This is a genomic window from Flavobacterium sp., assembly GCF_041392085.1.
Taxonomy (GTDB): Bacteria; Bacteroidota; Bacteroidia; order Flavobacteriales; family Flavobacteriaceae; genus Flavobacterium.
Map to the genome: position 1 here is coordinate 97,347 of NZ_JAWKMW010000004.1, position 14,409 is coordinate 111,755.

Consider the following 14,409-nt stretch of genomic DNA (forward strand, 5'->3'; position numbering starts at 1 on the left):
TTTCTTTCAAAGATACAAAATATGTATTTTTAAAAAGAAAAGGACAGAATAAATTGAATTGATATACTTATAATTTGTGCATATTTTCAGCCAACGTTTCAATAAACTTTGAAATTGGACCTTTAATCATCATGGCCATCATTGGGTTAAATTCACCATCAAAAACCAATTGTACTTCTGAACTATTTTCAGACAACGAATTGATATTTCCCATTAAAGTAAAAGGAAGTTTGTCTGAAGCAGCCCCCAAGACCACTTGACTTGGAGCGTTTTTTTCTTTCATTTTCAGTTTGATTTCAGGCATTCCTTTTAATCCGAAAATAAAAGAATCTTCTCCGGTTACTTCAAATTTGGCAATGCTATCCGGCATTAATTTTTCAAAATTGCGAACATCACTTAAAGAATCAAACAAGTAAGAGGCTGATTTTTCTACGGTAACTTTTGGGCTTTCTAAATTCATTATTTTATTGTTGGTTGTCAGTTATCGGTTGTTTGTTGTCAGTTCTCCGAAAACTGATTAAATTTTTCTTTTTACTAATTCTCTGAGCTAAACTTCCACACCCCAAGTTGAAGGACTTACTCGCCATTCTTGCAAGGTGTGCTGCTCTACTTCTGTAATATATTTTTTTGCAACAGCCAATTCCAATAAATTATCATAATTGGAAAGTGTATGTAGTGTTACGTTGGCCTTTTTAAAATTTTCAACAGAAATATCAAAACCATATGTAAAAATAGCTACCATCCCTTTAACATTTGCTCCGGCCTCTTTGAGTGCTTCAACGGCAAGTAAGCTACTGTTTCCGGTACTGATTAAATCTTCGACTACCACAACATTTTGACCTTTTTGCAAAAAGCCTTCCACTTGATTTTGACGACCGTGTTTTTTGGGCTCAGGTCTAACATAAACAAACGGAAGTCCCATGTATTCAGCAACAAGCATGCCAATTCCAATTGCTCCTGTAGCTACACCGGCAATAACATCAGGTTTTCCAAATTCTTTTTCAATATTTTTGGAAAATTCTTCACGAATATAATTCCGAATCGGTGGAAATGAGAGTGTTATTCTATTATCACAATAAATAGGCGATTTCCAGCCCGAAGCCCATAAAAAAGGATTTTTAGGATTTAATTTAATTGCGTTTATTTGTAAAAGCAATTCGGCTGTTTTTTTGGCTGTATCTTTATTAAAAATCATAGTACAAATGTATAAAGTTTTTGTGAACGACAAACCACTTTTTTTGACAAATCAAATTCAAAAAGAAACAGATTTTCAATTATTTTTATTGGATAGTGTTGATATCAAACAACTTATCATTAAGATTTTTAAGAATAAAGTAGATAAAGCTTTTTTGTATCACCCGGATGAGAAGGAAATTCTTAAAAAACTAAAGTCAAAAATACCTGTCGAAAAAGCCGGTGGTGGACTGGTTTATAATGATAAGAATGAAGTTTTGTTTATTTTTAGAAATAAAAAGTGGGATTTACCGAAAGGTGGTATTGAGAAAGGTGAAGAAATTGAAGATACAGCTCTTCGCGAAGTAGAAGAGGAAACCGGTGTTAAAGGGCTAAAAATTACCCGAAAATTGAGTAAAACCTATCATATCTTCAAACGCAATGGTCGTTATAAATTAAAAATTACCCATTGGTTTGAAATGAAAACCAGCTATTCAGGTAAAATGATTGGTCAGTTAGAAGAAGGAATCGAAAAAGTAGAATGGGTCAAACCCGAAAATATTGTTTCATGTTTGAACAATTCTTACGAAAATATTAAACTAATATTTGAAAAAGAAACAATTTAATTAATTCAAAACCCTATAAACCGGATAGCTAAGGTGAGAAATTTCATAGTATTCTGAGTTCTTATAGATCCAATCTAATTGAATAGAACCGTTCTCTGCAAATGATTTGTCTTCGGTTTTTTTCTTTTCAAATTTTTCTTTTAAAGTTGGATTTTTAGCTAAAATTTCAACTGCTAAATCTTCAAACACATAAGCAGAATAACCTTCCTTTTGCTGTAAAATAGCGTCAAAAAAATTCCAATTAAAAAAGGAATCAGGTGCTTCAGGCTCTAACGTTTCCAATAGATATTTTACGGCAAATTGTTGGGTCGTAATATAATAGTCTCCCTTCTTGAACGCAACCTTTTCTTTCGATTTAGTTATTGTTGTATTCGAATGTAAATAATGACCCTCATAGGCGGAACTACTTGTGCTGTAATCGGTAATTTTATATTTTTCTACTTCAATGAGTGTATCTTTTTTCAATTCAATCATCTCTACTTTATTCAATTTTAATAAATCAATCACATTCCACCACGATTTTGGTACAACATACGCAAATGGAATCTCAACTTGTTTTGAAGGTGAATAAAATTGATAGTACGGAATTTTCTTTTTAAAAGGCTTATTTCGGTCATAATATAGCCTGTCTTTACCCGAAATTTCACTTTTTTTAAAGCCTGATTGGAAACCTAAAAAATCTATTTGCTCCACTTTTGCACTGTCAATTTTCCATTGTAGAGGATACAAAGTACCCGGCTTAAATTGATGTTGGTTTTTTTCTCTTAAATTTTTAATTTCCAAATAGTTAACATCAGTGAATAAAATAGTTTCCAACATAAACTCATAGGTAACTTTTACACGGTCTTTATAATTCTTCAACATATGGGTTTCAGGCATATAACCGATAGTATGAAAAAGAGATGCGTAACCGGTAGAATACCTGGGTATATCCAACATTTGGGTGAACCCTTTGTCGGGGGTAGATCCATACACCGTAACATAAGGAATACTTTCAATATTCTTTTTCAACAATTCTTTTCTGATTGAAGGCGTCATTTCATCCTTTAAAAAATTACCCAAATCAGTTCCCAATTTTTGATGTTGTGTTTGAATATAGGTTAAAACATATTGATAATCTGCACCATTACTTACGTGATTGTCAATAAAAACATCGGGGTTTACTAATTGAAAAATCTCTGCAAAACTTCGTGCATTTTTGGTGTCTGATTTAATAAAATCGCGATTTAAATCAAAATTTCTACTATTACCACGAAAACCATAGGATTCCGGTCCGTTTTGATTGGCTCGTGAAAAAGAGTTCCGATTCAATGTTCCTCCGATATTATAAAAAGGTATCATTGCAACAATTGTATTTTTGGGTGCAGGGATTTTTTGCAAAACCAAATCACGAAAAAGCATCATAGAAGCATCCACACCATCAGGTTCACCCGGATGTATATTATTATTAATCAATAAAATTGCTTTGGAATTTCTTTTGTTTAAGTCAAAGTTTTTATCCGGATTAAAAAGGATTATATGAAGTGGTTCACCAGAGTCCGTTTGACCCATCTCTACCATTTTAATTGTTTCAAACTGTTTGTCTAAAGCATCGTAAAAGTCAATGGCTTCATGGTAAGTCGTTGTTTGATTTTTATTTCCTATTTCATAAGGAGTCAACCAATTATTTTGTTGTCCATACACTGAAAATAGATTTACCATTAGAGTGATTATAAGTTGTACTTTCTTCATTAAACGCTATTTTACTTTAACCGATTCAGGTACCAGTACGGAATAATCACCTCCATTTCTAATTACATCTCGTACAATACTGGAACTAATGTAAGATGTTTTGGAAGCTGTCAACAAGAAAACGGTTTCAATCTTTGATAACTTTCTATTTGTATGGGCAATAGCTTTTTCAAATTCAAAATCGGCCGGATTTCGTAATCCACGAAGAATAAAATCAGCTTTTTCCTTTCTGCACAAATCGATAGTTAATCCTTCGTAAGTGATTACCCTAACTTTTGGTTCATTAAGAAACGCTTTTTCGATAAACAATTTTCGTTCCTCTAATGAAAACATATATTTTTTTTCTGCATTCACCCCAATGGCAACAATTACTTCATCAAACAAAGAAATTCCTCGTTGAATGATATCAAAATGCCCTAATGTAATAGGGTCAAACGAACCTGGGAATATTGCTTTTTTCATAATTAATTTGGTTTCAAAGCCAATTCTATGGCATTATCAAACAATTCTGTCAACGAAATTCCGGCAACTTTAGCTTGTTGAGGTAAAATACTCTCAGTGGTTAATCCCGGGATAGTGTTCATTTCCAACATATACGGTTCGTTGTCTACAATAATAAATTCACTTCGTGAAAAACCTTTCATTTTCAACACTTCATAAGCTCTTTTAGCAACAGTTTCTACTTTTTGTTTCAATTCATCACTAATTCTGGCCGGAGTAATTTCTTGTGATTTACCTAAATACTTCGCTTCATAATCAAAGAAATCATTTTCTGAAACAATTTCAGTGATGGGAAGAACAGTTACTTTTCCTTTGTAATTTATAACGCCAACTGAAACTTCTAAGCCGTCTAAAAAACTTTCAATAATGATTTCGTTATCTTCTTTATAAGCATTTTCAATTGCAGGAATCAATTCATCTTTGCTTTTCACTTTAGAAATTCCAAAACTCGAACCTGACTTATTAGGTTTAACAAAACAAGGCAATCCAACTGATTTAATAATTAAATCAGCATCAATAGCATCACCTAAATTCAAATAATAAGAAGTGGCGGTTTTAATTCCATAGGGTTTTAAAACAGAAAGTAAATCTCTTTTATTAAAAGTTAATGCCGACTGATAATAGTCGCAACTGGTTTGAGGTATGTCTAACAGCTCAAAATAAGCTTGCATCAAACCGTCTTCACCGGGAGTACCGTGAATAGCATTGAAAACTACATCGAACGTTATTTTATTACCTTCAACAATTACAGAAAAATCATTTTTATTGATTGGAAATTCAGCACCGGAATCAGTGACACAAACCCATTTCTCTCTAAAAACATGAATCTTATAGGCATTGTATTTTGTTTTATCTAAATAAGTATAGACAACACTGCCGCTTGTAAGCGAAATTTGATATTCGCTAGAATATCCACCCATAATAATGGCAACATTTTTCATTGAATTGCGTTAGAAAATTAAGTTATACTTTAACAAAATTATCATTTATTTATTGAAAGAAAAAACGGTTTATTATTTTATATCTTTGCAACAAACAAAATAGGATGAGTTTAAGAAAATATCTTACTAGTAAAGTCTTTTTTAGACAAATTATGATTGCTTTCGTCATTGTAGCAATTTTGGCTTTTGTCTTTTTTAATATGCTGTCATTTATAACTAATCATGGTCAAGAAATAACCGTGCCTAATTTAAGTAAATTGAGTGTAGAGCAAGCCGAAACAAAACTAGAAAATTTAGAACTTGATTATGTTTTATTAGACACATTAGATTATCAGGAGGAATTCCCAAAATTTAGTGTTGTTGAACAAGAACCTAAAACGGGATCTAAAGTAAAAGCAAATAGAAAGGTTTATTTGAAAATTAATGCAGCTGGTTATGCATATGTAACATTACCTGATTTGATAGAAAAAACGTATCGTCAAGCAGAGCCAACATTAAAATCAATAGGTTTAGAAGTAGGCACCGTAACTTATAAACCTTATTTGGGAAAAGACATGGTTTTAGAAATGAAACACAAAGGTGTTGCAGTAAAACCCGGTTCTAAAATTATGAAAACATCCAAAATTGATTTGGTTCTAGGTGATGGAAAAATAGCTTTTGACGAAACTGAAATTGATAGTCTCATGCAATTACAGGAATTTGAGGATACACATGAGTAATATACCTACAGTAGAATTAGACTCCGACGACGAATTATTTGAACACCATCGATTTGTGGTACCCAAAGGGCAATCAATGGTTCGAATTGATAAGTACCTCATGCAAGTTGTTGAAAATACTACGCGTAATAAAATACAACAAGCCGCAATAGCCGGAAATATTTTAGTAAACGATATACCTGTTAAATCCAATTACAAGGTTAAACCGTTAGATGTTGTTCGGTACCTCATGGAGCATCCGCCTTATGAATATCTGTTAGAGCCGGAAGATATTCCAATTAATATTATCTACGAAGATGATCAGTTGTTAATTGTCAATAAAGAAGCCGGAATGGTTGTACATCCCGGTCATGGAAACTATAGTGGAACACTCGTTAATGCGTTGGCTTTTCACTTTGAAAATTTACCCATGAATAGCTCAGAACGTCCCGGACTGGTGCATCGAATTGACAAGAATACATCAGGATTATTAGTCATTGCAAAAACAGATTTAGCTATGGCATTTTTGGCTAAACAATTTGCTGAAAAAACTTCTGAACGAGAATATATTGCCTTGGTTTGGGGAAATCCAGTTGAGGAGGAGGGAACCATTGGTGGCTTTATTGGCAGACATCAAAAAGACCGCATGCAAATGGCTGTTTATGATAATGAAATGCTTGGAAAACCCGCTGTAACACATTATAAAGTACTAGAAAGATTTGGCTATGTCACGCTTATTTCATGTAAATTAGAAACGGGAAGAACACATCAAATTCGTGCCCATATGAAGCATATTGGTCATCCACTGTTTAATGATGCACGATACGGGGGCCACCTCATTTTGAAAGGAACAACCTTTACAAAATACAAACAGTTTGTAGAAAATTGTTTTACAATCTTGCCTCGTCATGCTTTACACGCTAAAACTTTAGGCTTTGAGCATCCTACTACTAAAAAATTCATGCGATTTGATTCTGATATTCCAAAAGATATGATAGACTGTATCGAAAGATGGAGGAATTATTCAAAATCGAATTCACTGGATGAAGCATAAATTTTAAAAAATGAAAAAGCAGCAAAATCATTAGATATGCTGCTTTTTATATCTCAAGAGGCTTACTTACCCTCTACGAGAAGAATTGATTGAACTTCTTGTTCCTGAACTTTGAGACTTTGAAGAATTTCTTGTAGGTGTACTCATTTGATTGGAAGAACGCGAAGATGATTTTACTTTTGGTGTCGATACATTTCTCGGTGAACTCATATTACCAGAGACACGTGGTGTAGATTTTACCTTTGGCTCATTAGTTGCATTTCCAAAAGTAGAACTATTTGTTTTAGGTGTACTTCGGGGAGTTGAAAATGTAGCACTTCCTGATGAAGAATTATTTCTTATTCGAGGTGTTGGTTGTTCAACTGTTTCAGAATTCGCATTAGAACTAAAATTTCTTGTGCTATTTCTCGGTGAGTTAATAGCCATTTCTTTTGTTTGTCTTGTTCCCGTTTCTCTAGTTCTTGGATTACTTTGGTATGAATTACTTCTAACACCATCGTTTATTGTTCCTGTATAGGAAACTTGCGAAAGTTGATTACTTCTTGTGTTACTTACTGAAACATCATTACTTATGGCTTGGTTTCTTGTCGTTCTGTTTTGTGTTAATTCATATCGGTTTTTATAACCATTATTTCGCGTTGAAAACGATCGAGTAGGGTGTAATACTTCATATGCATTTCCTCTTCGCGTATGATGCATAGCAATCGCTCTAGTGCTTCGTCTGTAATTTACATAGTGACAAGTATTATTGACATTAATAAATACATTAACATGATTTCTATAGCGAAAGATAGGCCATGGATTCCAAGCATAATAATATGTTGGGTAGTATCCCCAAAACCAAGGAGAACAATACGGACGGTAAGTTCTTACCCAAAACGTAGTAAAAATAATTGGTCTGTGAATGTACACCGGCTCGTAAATATAATTTGCCCCATACATATATACATCACCTACAACTTGAACTTGAACGTTGTTATTTTGATCTCTTTCAACTTCAACAGTAGCCACATCCTGAAATAAATCTCTACCTAAAACAGATTGTACAATGATTAAATGCGTTCCGTTTTCAACCATTTCAATGACTCGCAAGTAATCTACTTGATTATCGTTGTTTAAATCTAAATTAGAAATTGGATTTGAAGGATCATTTAATCTTCTTTCAAAATCTTCTAAATCGGTAGCTTCTCCAAAAATAGAGGCAACAGCTCTTAAATCTAGATTATCGCTAATATCAATAGAATTTGCTCGTACAGTAGTTCTGTCTTGGGCTTTTATACTTATCATCCCGATAACCATAAAACAAAGGGTAAGTAATTTAGTTTTCATCTTGTTTTACATTAAAAGTTTATTGATTGTTAACTTTTCAACTAAACCATTACAATATTTATGCCAATACTTTTTACGAACTATTTTTATAAGATTTTTTTGTAAAAATTTACTTGTAAAATTAATTATTGTTTTTATATTTGAAAAAATCTTAACAAAATGCGTAAAATTTGTGAAATTCTACTATTAGCCTTACTATTATCTTGTCAAGATGTTAAAAAGAAACAGATAACTAACTTACGGGCTCCTTTTACCGGATTAGAAATTGACACACTTTTATCAGATACAATGAGTGTACGTGCGATTACTTTAGAAAAGGACAAGGTATGGTTTGCTACAGATAAGGGAACTTTCGGTTATTGTAAATTTGATAAGTCTAACAGATTAATCAAACAAATCACTTCAGATTCTATCAAACCACATTTTAGGGGAATAGCTAAAAACAGTTCATCTATTTTCTTAATAAGTACTGAAAATCCGGCTGTTATATATCGGGTATCGAAAAAAGATAATTTGGCAACTAAAGTTTTTGAAGACAAACACCCTAAAGCATTTTACAACGGCATTCAATTTTGGAATGATTACGAAGGAATAGCAATGGGTGATCCTCAAAATGATTGTCTGATTATTGCAATTACCAGAGATGGTGGCGAAACTTGGGAAAAAGTACCTTGTAAAGATTTGCCTAAAATTGAGATAGGTGAAGCCGGTTTTGCTGCCAGCAATACCAGTTTAGTTGTGAAGGGTAATAACACTTGGATAGTAACTGGAGGTACAAAAGCCCGGATTTTCTCTTCAAAAGACAAGGGTAAAACATGGACTGTCCATGAAACACCTATGAATCAAGGAAAACCCATGGCCGGAATCTTCACCGCCGATTTTTATAATGATACCATTGGCATTATTGCTGGAGGTGATTATGAAAATCAAAATGAAAACTCTAAAAACAAAGCCTTAACAATTAATAGTGGTCAATCTTGGATATTAATATCAGACGGTGAGGCTTTTGGATATACTTCTTGCATACAGTTTGTTCCGGAATCGGGTGGGCTTTTAGCCGTAAGTGTAGGTCCGCAAGGTATTTATTTTTCAGATGACAGCGGTAATTTTTGGAAAAAAATCAGTGATGAGCAAAATCTACACACGATTCGATTCATAGATGAACGAAATGCTATAGCTGCAGGAAAAAATAAGATTATTAAGATAAAATTTACATCAAATGATTAATAGCGTTTTGAAGAACGGTTTTCACGGTATTGTTTCAATAGATTTCGATTAAAATCTTCTTCAGCTTTTTTAAGCTTTACAATTTTATGAGAACTTATTACGTTTTTTAAATCGGCTACTAACTTTTTTTTCAATTGATGCGTTTCTTCTTCTACACTTTCCATTTGAGAGAGTAAAACAGTTGCTTCTTTTTCAGACATTCCATTCAAATCAGCATCCATTCGTTTCATGTACGACTTCATTTTTTCATGACGTAATTCAAACAACTCATCTTCATAGGCATTATAAATTGGCCAAAATTTTTCTGCCTCTTGTTGCGTTAAAGCTAACTCGGTAGTTATAAAAGCTGTTTTTAAAGCTTTTACTTTATCCCTTTTGCTACCTTGAGCAAAACCTGTTAAAGCAAAAATCAAACAAAATAGTAGTGTAATAATATAACTTTTTTTCATGATGTCTTTATTAATCAATGAGATAGTGCTCAATTGTTTCGTTTTCAAGTAAGTATTTTTCAATAGATTCTACTTCTAACGACTGCTCTTTTTGCAAGGAAATAAAATCTGAATCATCTAAATGGCTAATAATATCTTCAATATAAACATTGGGCTGATAACTTAAATATTGCTCAATGCTTTCGTTATCAAGAGAAGTATTGTTTATCTTCCAAGCTTGGTATAGAGGAATACTAACTGCCAAAATTATTACAGCTACGATGGCTGAAACCCAATATTTTCTGTATGATTGCAATGCAATTACTTTGGGTTCATTTTTTTCCAATTGAGCTAAAACTCTTGATTCCAGTCCTTCAAAGTAGTTATCAGGAACTTTAAATCCTGATTTAATTTTTGGTAATTTAGTGGTATGCTTTTCATTCATGTTCATTAGACTTTAAAAAATAGAAATGGTTTAATTTTGTGCTAAATATTCTTCAATTTTTTTTACTGCAATATGATAGGTAGCCTTTAAACCTCCAATTGTAGTTCCTAAAATTTCAGAAATTTGTTCATATTTTAATTCCTCAAAGTATTTCATTTTAAAAACTAATTGCTGCTTATCCGGTAATTGCGCAATTGCTTTTTGTAATTTCAATTGAATTTCATCGCCGTCAAAATACTCATCTGCTTGCATTTTTTCAGTTTGCTTGAACAAATACTCCTCACTTGTTATTTGAAATCGTTTTGATTTTTGTTGCAAAAAAGTTAATGCTTCATTGGTTGCAATGCGGTATATCCAAGAAAAAAGTTTACTTTCTCCCTTAAATTTATTAAGGTTACCATATACTTTTATGAATGTATTTTGCAAAACATCATCAGCGTCATCATGATTTAACACTATATTCCGAATATGAGAATAAAGTGAGCGATGGTATTTTGAGACTAGCTCCTGAAAGGCAACTCGTTGCGTTAGCGGATTGAGTAACGCTTCTAAAAATTCTTTTTCGTCTTGCAAAACCTTGTTTATCAGATTAGACTATGTGAACTAAAAAAGGTTTAAAATATTATTAAAATTAAATCAATATCATTCTTCATTTACTGGATTAATTGAGGTAGTGTTAATGGTCTTAATTGAATGTTTTTTTACAGGAATATAGATTTCAGTTATCCATTGTGAGGGTTGCTTTACTCCAATTTTATTTTTCACGTATACTTCTCTAAAAGCACCATTGAAATCTTGTTCTAAATTATTTTTTTTAAGGTAATCAAAACCTTTATCCCAGGCTTCTTTACTATGTGAATAATCACCTTTTAACATAATTTTCAAGGCTTGATGAGGCTGGATACTGTCAACAGTAAATTCGCTTTCCGGAGTGGTATAAATAATATCTTTTAATGTTGTGCCGAGAGAGAATATCGTTTTGTTTTTTTCGATATCATACGTATCAAATACTGCAAATTGTTGGTTGTTGGTTTTAATATTATTATCCTGCACGAATCGATGAAGCATGGGTAATGACTTTTGAAGCACACTGTAATATTCGGATATTTTACTTTCGTCTTTCCGTTTTAAATATTTTTGATGTGCTACTTCAACAACCCCATCTAAATCAACAGTATAAGTTGATATCTCTTTATTTAATACATTTTCTAAAGTAGTAAGATTATTTTCAAAATCTAAACGCAGTTTATTTTCAAATCCTCCGGAAACCAAAGACTTTAATTTACCCATAAAATCCAATTCTCCACTAGTATTCCAAGTAACTTTAGTACCACCAATAGTATCTTTAAAAGTAATGTAAGCTTCTCCTGACTCACCATACCAATTTACTTTTTGAGCAATACTATCGTTTTCTTTCAAATAAATAGTTTTCACAAAACTGTCTCCATTTGAATCTGTCCAACGCAAAGAACTTCCTACACCAATTGTATTTATTGGGTAATTAATTTTTCTATTATGATCGTTAGTTTTCCAAAAAAACTCCCAATTTTGAAAGTCATTCACATAGTGAAAAACGGTCGTTTTATCAATAGAAATAATTTTACTTTTTGTAACAGTAAATACCCCTTTAGCAGTTGATAAATAAACTGTAAGTGCTAAAAAAAACAACAAAATCAACAGCAAAATATACTTTAGTATCTTCATTGCAACAAGATGAGTTAAAATAACTATGTAAAGGTAGAAAAATTATTTTTTGTTTTAACAAACAGTGCTATCGCATAATGCTTTTGATATAAAAAAACGCCACAAAAAATGTGGCGTAATTATTAATAATAAAGCAGAGAAGTATTACTTTCCGCTTTGATTTTTCATTTCTTTTTCAATCATATCATAAAACTGATCAATCTTAGGCATCACAATAATTCTGGTTCTTCGGTTAGCAGCTCTGTTTTCAACAGTATTATTTTCTACTATTGGTAAGTATTCGCTTCTTCCGGCAGCAATTAATTGACGTGGATTAACTTTGTGAGTATTAGTTAAAACACGGACAACTGCAGTCGCACGTTTTACACTTAAATCCCAATTATCTAATAAAACACCATTTCTGTAAGGTACATTGTCGGTATGACTTTCAACCATACATTCAAAGTCAGGTTTATCATTTACTACTTTGGCAACTTTACCTAAGATTTCTTTTGCACGGTCACTGATTTCATAACTACCCGATTTGAAAAGTAACTTGTCTGCAATTGAAATCATCACTACACCTTTATCAACATTGATTTCAATATCCGGGTCAGAAACGCCAACAGCACCTTTTAAACTGGTAACCAATGCAAGGGTAACACTATCCTTTTTTGTTAAAGCATCTTGTAAACGTGAAATTTTTAAATCTTTTTCTTTTAAACTTTCGAGCGATTTCTCAAGATTTTCTGCACCTTTGGTTGTTAAAGTAGTTAAATTGCCTAAGTTGTTAATTAAATCACTGTTGTTTTTCTTTAAATCATTAACCTGATTGGTTAGTAATTCTTTTTCGCTCAAACATAAATTTAATTTAGTTGTGGCAGAATTGAGCAAATCCTGACATTCTTTATTTTGTGCTTCTAAGGCTGCAATTTTCTTTTTGGTACCACATGACCCAAGGGTTAAGGCAACAATGGATAACAATACAACTGTTCTTCTCATAATTTTAGACTTTTAAACTTTTTTTATTTTTTACAAAATTAACGTCAATCAATCAATAGAATTACAATTCAAACTATAAACTATTGTTAAAATTTGTGTGTAAATATCGTGTATTTTTTAATAAAATAATTGTAAACAATACTTTTAGTTTGATAATAATTTTGTTTATAAAACTTACCTCTCTTTTGCAAAATTTTGAATAACCATAAGTAAAATGAAACATGCGATTTTATGATTGCGAAAGTATGTTGGAATTTTCCTTTTAGGGCGAATTGAATTCCGGCCAATCCATCTAAAAATAATCGAATAACAACAACAAAAAACAATTTGTTAGAAGGCAAATTCTTAAGTAGCATTAACAATGAATTTCTAAAGTTCAAAAAGGTTTTTTTAGGATTAGACGTTGCTAGAGTGGCTCCTCCCAGATGATAAACGGTTGAGCGACCACAATAATAAATATCATAATTCAGATTAAAACTTCTCCAACATAAATCAATCTCTTCTTGATGAGCAAAAAAGGCCGAGTCAAAACCATTTAATTCTCGAAATGTTTTTTTCCGAATAAAAAAACAAGCCCCTGAAGCCCAAAATATTTTTGCTGTATCATCGTATTGTCCTTTATCTTCTTCAATGGTGTTAAAAATACGTCCGCGACAATATGCATAACCAAATTTATCAATAAAACCGCCACCCGCACCGGCATATTCAAAATGGGTTTTCTTTTTATAGTCTAAAATTTTGGGTTGAACAATCGCCGTATTTGGATGTTCTTCAAAATGGATTAGGATAGGAGTGAGCCAATTTTCAGTCACTTCAATATCAGAATTGACCAAACAATAAATTTCTTCTTCAACGGAAACTAATCCTTTATTATAGCCTTGAGCAAAACCGTAATTTTCTTTGTTTTGAATGATTTTAACAGATGGGAATTCCTCTTTCAAAACTAATAAAGAATTATCTGTTGAGGCATTATCTACTACATAAACCGCTGCTTCTGACGAATACTTTACCACCGAAGGCAAAAACTCTTTTAAAAGTTTAGCTCCGTTCCAATTCAGAATTACAACTGCGATTTTTTTCAAAATGATTATGTTATTGCGTTATAACTAGGAATATCTTTCAAAAACAAATAATTTTCCTTCTCAAAATCCATTTGGCAAAAATAATGATTCAATCCGTTGGTAACCATTAAATAATTGGCTTTTAATGTCAAATTATATCGGGCAATTTGATCAAAAACACTTTGCGAAATGACAAGGTTGGATTGTTTGCATTCAACAACTAAAAAAATTTTTCCATCTGGTTGAAAAACAACTATATCATAACGCTTTATTAAACCATTAATATTAATAACTTTTTCTACATTAATTAATGATTTAGGATAGTTTTTCTCTTTAATAAGGAATTGAACAACATGAATACGAACCCATTCTTCCGGAGTGAGTACCACAAATTTTTTCCTGATTTCATCAAAAACCAACAAGTTATTTTCACTATTTTTGAAGCGAAAGGAATAGTCGGGAAAATTCAGTTTTTGCATACCGCAAATGTACTTATTTATAACAAACAGC

Annotated in this window: 17 protein-coding genes; 4 read left to right on the forward strand and 13 right to left on the reverse strand. The window is 32.1% G+C overall.

Annotated elements, in window-relative coordinates:
- Positions 1 to 67: 67 nt before the first annotated feature.
- The gene (locus R2782_RS00450; protein WP_371266075.1) at positions 68 to 460 is read right to left on the reverse strand and encodes an SRPBCC family protein; all 393 of its coding nucleotides are present in this window, start codon (positions 458 to 460) and stop codon (positions 68 to 70) included.
- 87 nt (positions 461 to 547) lie between these two features.
- Complete coding sequence (pyrE, locus tag R2782_RS00455) at positions 548 to 1,195, reverse strand: orotate phosphoribosyltransferase (RefSeq protein WP_371266076.1); 648 nt, start codon at positions 1,193 to 1,195, stop codon at positions 548 to 550.
- 7 nt (positions 1,196 to 1,202) lie between these two features.
- Here pyrE and R2782_RS00460 point away from each other — a divergent pair, with 7 nt between their 5' ends.
- Positions 1,203 to 1,799 carry an NUDIX hydrolase gene (locus tag R2782_RS00460; RefSeq protein ID WP_371266077.1) on the forward strand — a complete coding sequence of 199 codons (597 nt, stop codon included), beginning with the start codon at positions 1,203 to 1,205 and terminating at the stop codon, positions 1,797 to 1,799.
- Here R2782_RS00460 and R2782_RS00465 read toward each other — a convergent pair whose 3' ends face one another.
- The 3 genes from R2782_RS00465 to R2782_RS00475 are packed head-to-tail and all read right to left on the reverse strand — an operon-like array spanning position 1,800 to position 4,972.
- Positions 1,800 to 3,530, reverse strand: coding sequence for a M14 family metallopeptidase (locus R2782_RS00465; RefSeq protein ID WP_371266078.1), 1,731 nt, complete (start codon positions 3,528 to 3,530; stop codon positions 1,800 to 1,802).
- Between the two features lie 6 nt (positions 3,531 to 3,536).
- Complete coding sequence (coaD, locus tag R2782_RS00470) at positions 3,537 to 3,992, reverse strand: pantetheine-phosphate adenylyltransferase (protein WP_371266079.1); 456 nt, start codon at positions 3,990 to 3,992, stop codon at positions 3,537 to 3,539.
- Positions 3,993 to 3,994: 2 nt separating this feature from the next.
- Positions 3,995 to 4,972 (reverse strand): D-alanine--D-alanine ligase, encoded by a 978-nt coding sequence (locus R2782_RS00475; RefSeq protein ID WP_371266080.1) that lies wholly within the window; start codon positions 4,970 to 4,972, stop codon positions 3,995 to 3,997.
- Positions 4,973 to 5,076: 104 nt separating this feature from the next.
- Here R2782_RS00475 and R2782_RS00480 point away from each other — a divergent pair, with 104 nt between their 5' ends.
- Both R2782_RS00480 and R2782_RS00485 read left to right on the forward strand, forming a co-directional pair.
- Complete coding sequence (locus tag R2782_RS00480; protein ID WP_371266081.1) at positions 5,077 to 5,691, forward strand: PASTA domain-containing protein; 615 nt, start codon at positions 5,077 to 5,079, stop codon at positions 5,689 to 5,691.
- Entirely contained in the window at positions 5,684 to 6,724 is a 1,041-nt protein-coding gene (locus R2782_RS00485) for an RluA family pseudouridine synthase (RefSeq protein ID WP_371266082.1), read from the forward strand. The genes R2782_RS00480 and R2782_RS00485 overlap by 8 nt, the downstream gene beginning before the upstream one ends.
- Before the next feature lie 66 nt (positions 6,725 to 6,790).
- Here R2782_RS00485 and R2782_RS00490 read toward each other — a convergent pair whose 3' ends face one another.
- Entirely contained in the window at positions 6,791 to 8,053 is a 1,263-nt protein-coding gene (locus tag R2782_RS00490) for a hypothetical protein (protein WP_371266083.1), read from the reverse strand.
- A 159-nt stretch (positions 8,054 to 8,212) separates the two neighbouring features.
- On the opposite strand from R2782_RS00490, the gene R2782_RS00495 reads away from it, so the two are divergent.
- Entirely contained in the window at positions 8,213 to 9,280 is a 1,068-nt protein-coding gene (locus R2782_RS00495) for a WD40/YVTN/BNR-like repeat-containing protein (RefSeq protein ID WP_371266084.1), read from the forward strand.
- On the opposite strand, the gene R2782_RS00500 is transcribed toward R2782_RS00495, so the two are convergent.
- The 7 genes from R2782_RS00500 to R2782_RS00530 form a co-directional block, all read right to left on the reverse strand.
- Complete coding sequence (locus R2782_RS00500; protein ID WP_371266085.1) at positions 9,277 to 9,729, reverse strand: sensor of ECF-type sigma factor; 453 nt, start codon at positions 9,727 to 9,729, stop codon at positions 9,277 to 9,279. The two genes, R2782_RS00495 and R2782_RS00500, sit on opposite strands and share 4 nt — an antisense overlap.
- 10 nt (positions 9,730 to 9,739) lie before the next feature.
- Positions 9,740 to 10,153: a hypothetical protein gene (locus R2782_RS00505; RefSeq protein WP_371266086.1), complete on the reverse strand. Its 414-nt coding sequence runs from the start codon at positions 10,151 to 10,153 to the stop codon at positions 9,740 to 9,742.
- 30 nt (positions 10,154 to 10,183) lie between these two features.
- The gene (locus R2782_RS00510) at positions 10,184 to 10,726 is read right to left on the reverse strand and encodes an RNA polymerase sigma factor (protein ID WP_371266087.1); all 543 of its coding nucleotides are present in this window, start codon (positions 10,724 to 10,726) and stop codon (positions 10,184 to 10,186) included.
- A gap of 69 nt (positions 10,727 to 10,795) precedes the next feature.
- A complete protein-coding gene (locus tag R2782_RS00515) occupies positions 10,796 to 11,857 on the reverse strand; it encodes a GyrI-like domain-containing protein (protein WP_371266088.1) in 1,062 nt (353 codons plus the stop codon).
- Positions 11,858 to 12,001: 144 nt separating this feature from the next.
- A complete protein-coding gene (locus R2782_RS00520; protein WP_371266089.1) occupies positions 12,002 to 12,838 on the reverse strand; it encodes a flagellar motor protein MotB in 837 nt (278 codons plus the stop codon).
- 86 nt (positions 12,839 to 12,924) lie between these two features.
- Entirely contained in the window at positions 12,925 to 13,920 is a 996-nt protein-coding gene (locus tag R2782_RS00525; protein WP_371266091.1) for a glycosyltransferase family 2 protein, read from the reverse strand.
- A 5-nt stretch (positions 13,921 to 13,925) separates the two neighbouring features.
- Positions 13,926 to 14,378 carry a type I restriction enzyme HsdR N-terminal domain-containing protein gene (locus tag R2782_RS00530; RefSeq protein ID WP_371266092.1) on the reverse strand — a complete coding sequence of 151 codons (453 nt, stop codon included), beginning with the start codon at positions 14,376 to 14,378 and terminating at the stop codon, positions 13,926 to 13,928.
- Between the last annotated feature and the right edge of the window lie 31 nt (positions 14,379 to 14,409).

Bases quoted from the DNA above. Each gene is read 5' to 3' on its own strand.
- R2782_RS00465 (WP_371266078.1), bottom strand. From the start codon at position 3,530: ATGAAGAAAGTACAACTTATAATCACTCTAATGGTAAATCTATTTTCA.
- R2782_RS00495 (WP_371266084.1), top strand. From the start codon at position 8,213: ATGCGTAAAATTTGTGAAATTCTACTATTAGCCTTACTATTATCTTGT.
- R2782_RS00460 (WP_371266077.1), top strand. From the start codon at position 1,203: ATGTATAAAGTTTTTGTGAACGACAAACCACTTTTTTTGACAAATCAA.
- R2782_RS00520 (WP_371266089.1), bottom strand. From the start codon at position 12,838: ATGAGAAGAACAGTTGTATTGTTATCCATTGTTGCCTTAACCCTTGGG.
- R2782_RS00505 (WP_371266086.1), bottom strand. From the start codon at position 10,153: ATGAATGAAAAGCATACCACTAAATTACCAAAAATTAAATCAGGATTT.
- R2782_RS00475 (WP_371266080.1), bottom strand. From the start codon at position 4,972: ATGAAAAATGTTGCCATTATTATGGGTGGATATTCTAGCGAATATCAA.
- coaD (WP_371266079.1), bottom strand. From the start codon at position 3,992: ATGAAAAAAGCAATATTCCCAGGTTCGTTTGACCCTATTACATTAGGG.
- R2782_RS00450 (WP_371266075.1), bottom strand. From the start codon at position 460: ATGAATTTAGAAAGCCCAAAAGTTACCGTAGAAAAATCAGCCTCTTAC.
- R2782_RS00515 (WP_371266088.1), bottom strand. From the start codon at position 11,857: ATGAAGATACTAAAGTATATTTTGCTGTTGATTTTGTTGTTTTTTTTA.
- R2782_RS00530 (WP_371266092.1), bottom strand. From the start codon at position 14,378: ATGCAAAAACTGAATTTTCCCGACTATTCCTTTCGCTTCAAAAATAGT.
- R2782_RS00500 (WP_371266085.1), bottom strand. From the start codon at position 9,729: ATGAAAAAAAGTTATATTATTACACTACTATTTTGTTTGATTTTTGCT.
- R2782_RS00490 (WP_371266083.1), bottom strand. From the start codon at position 8,053: ATGAAAACTAAATTACTTACCCTTTGTTTTATGGTTATCGGGATGATA.
- R2782_RS00480 (WP_371266081.1), top strand. From the start codon at position 5,077: ATGAGTTTAAGAAAATATCTTACTAGTAAAGTCTTTTTTAGACAAATT.
- pyrE (WP_371266076.1), bottom strand. From the start codon at position 1,195: ATGATTTTTAATAAAGATACAGCCAAAAAAACAGCCGAATTGCTTTTA.
- R2782_RS00485 (WP_371266082.1), top strand. From the start codon at position 5,684: ATGAGTAATATACCTACAGTAGAATTAGACTCCGACGACGAATTATTT.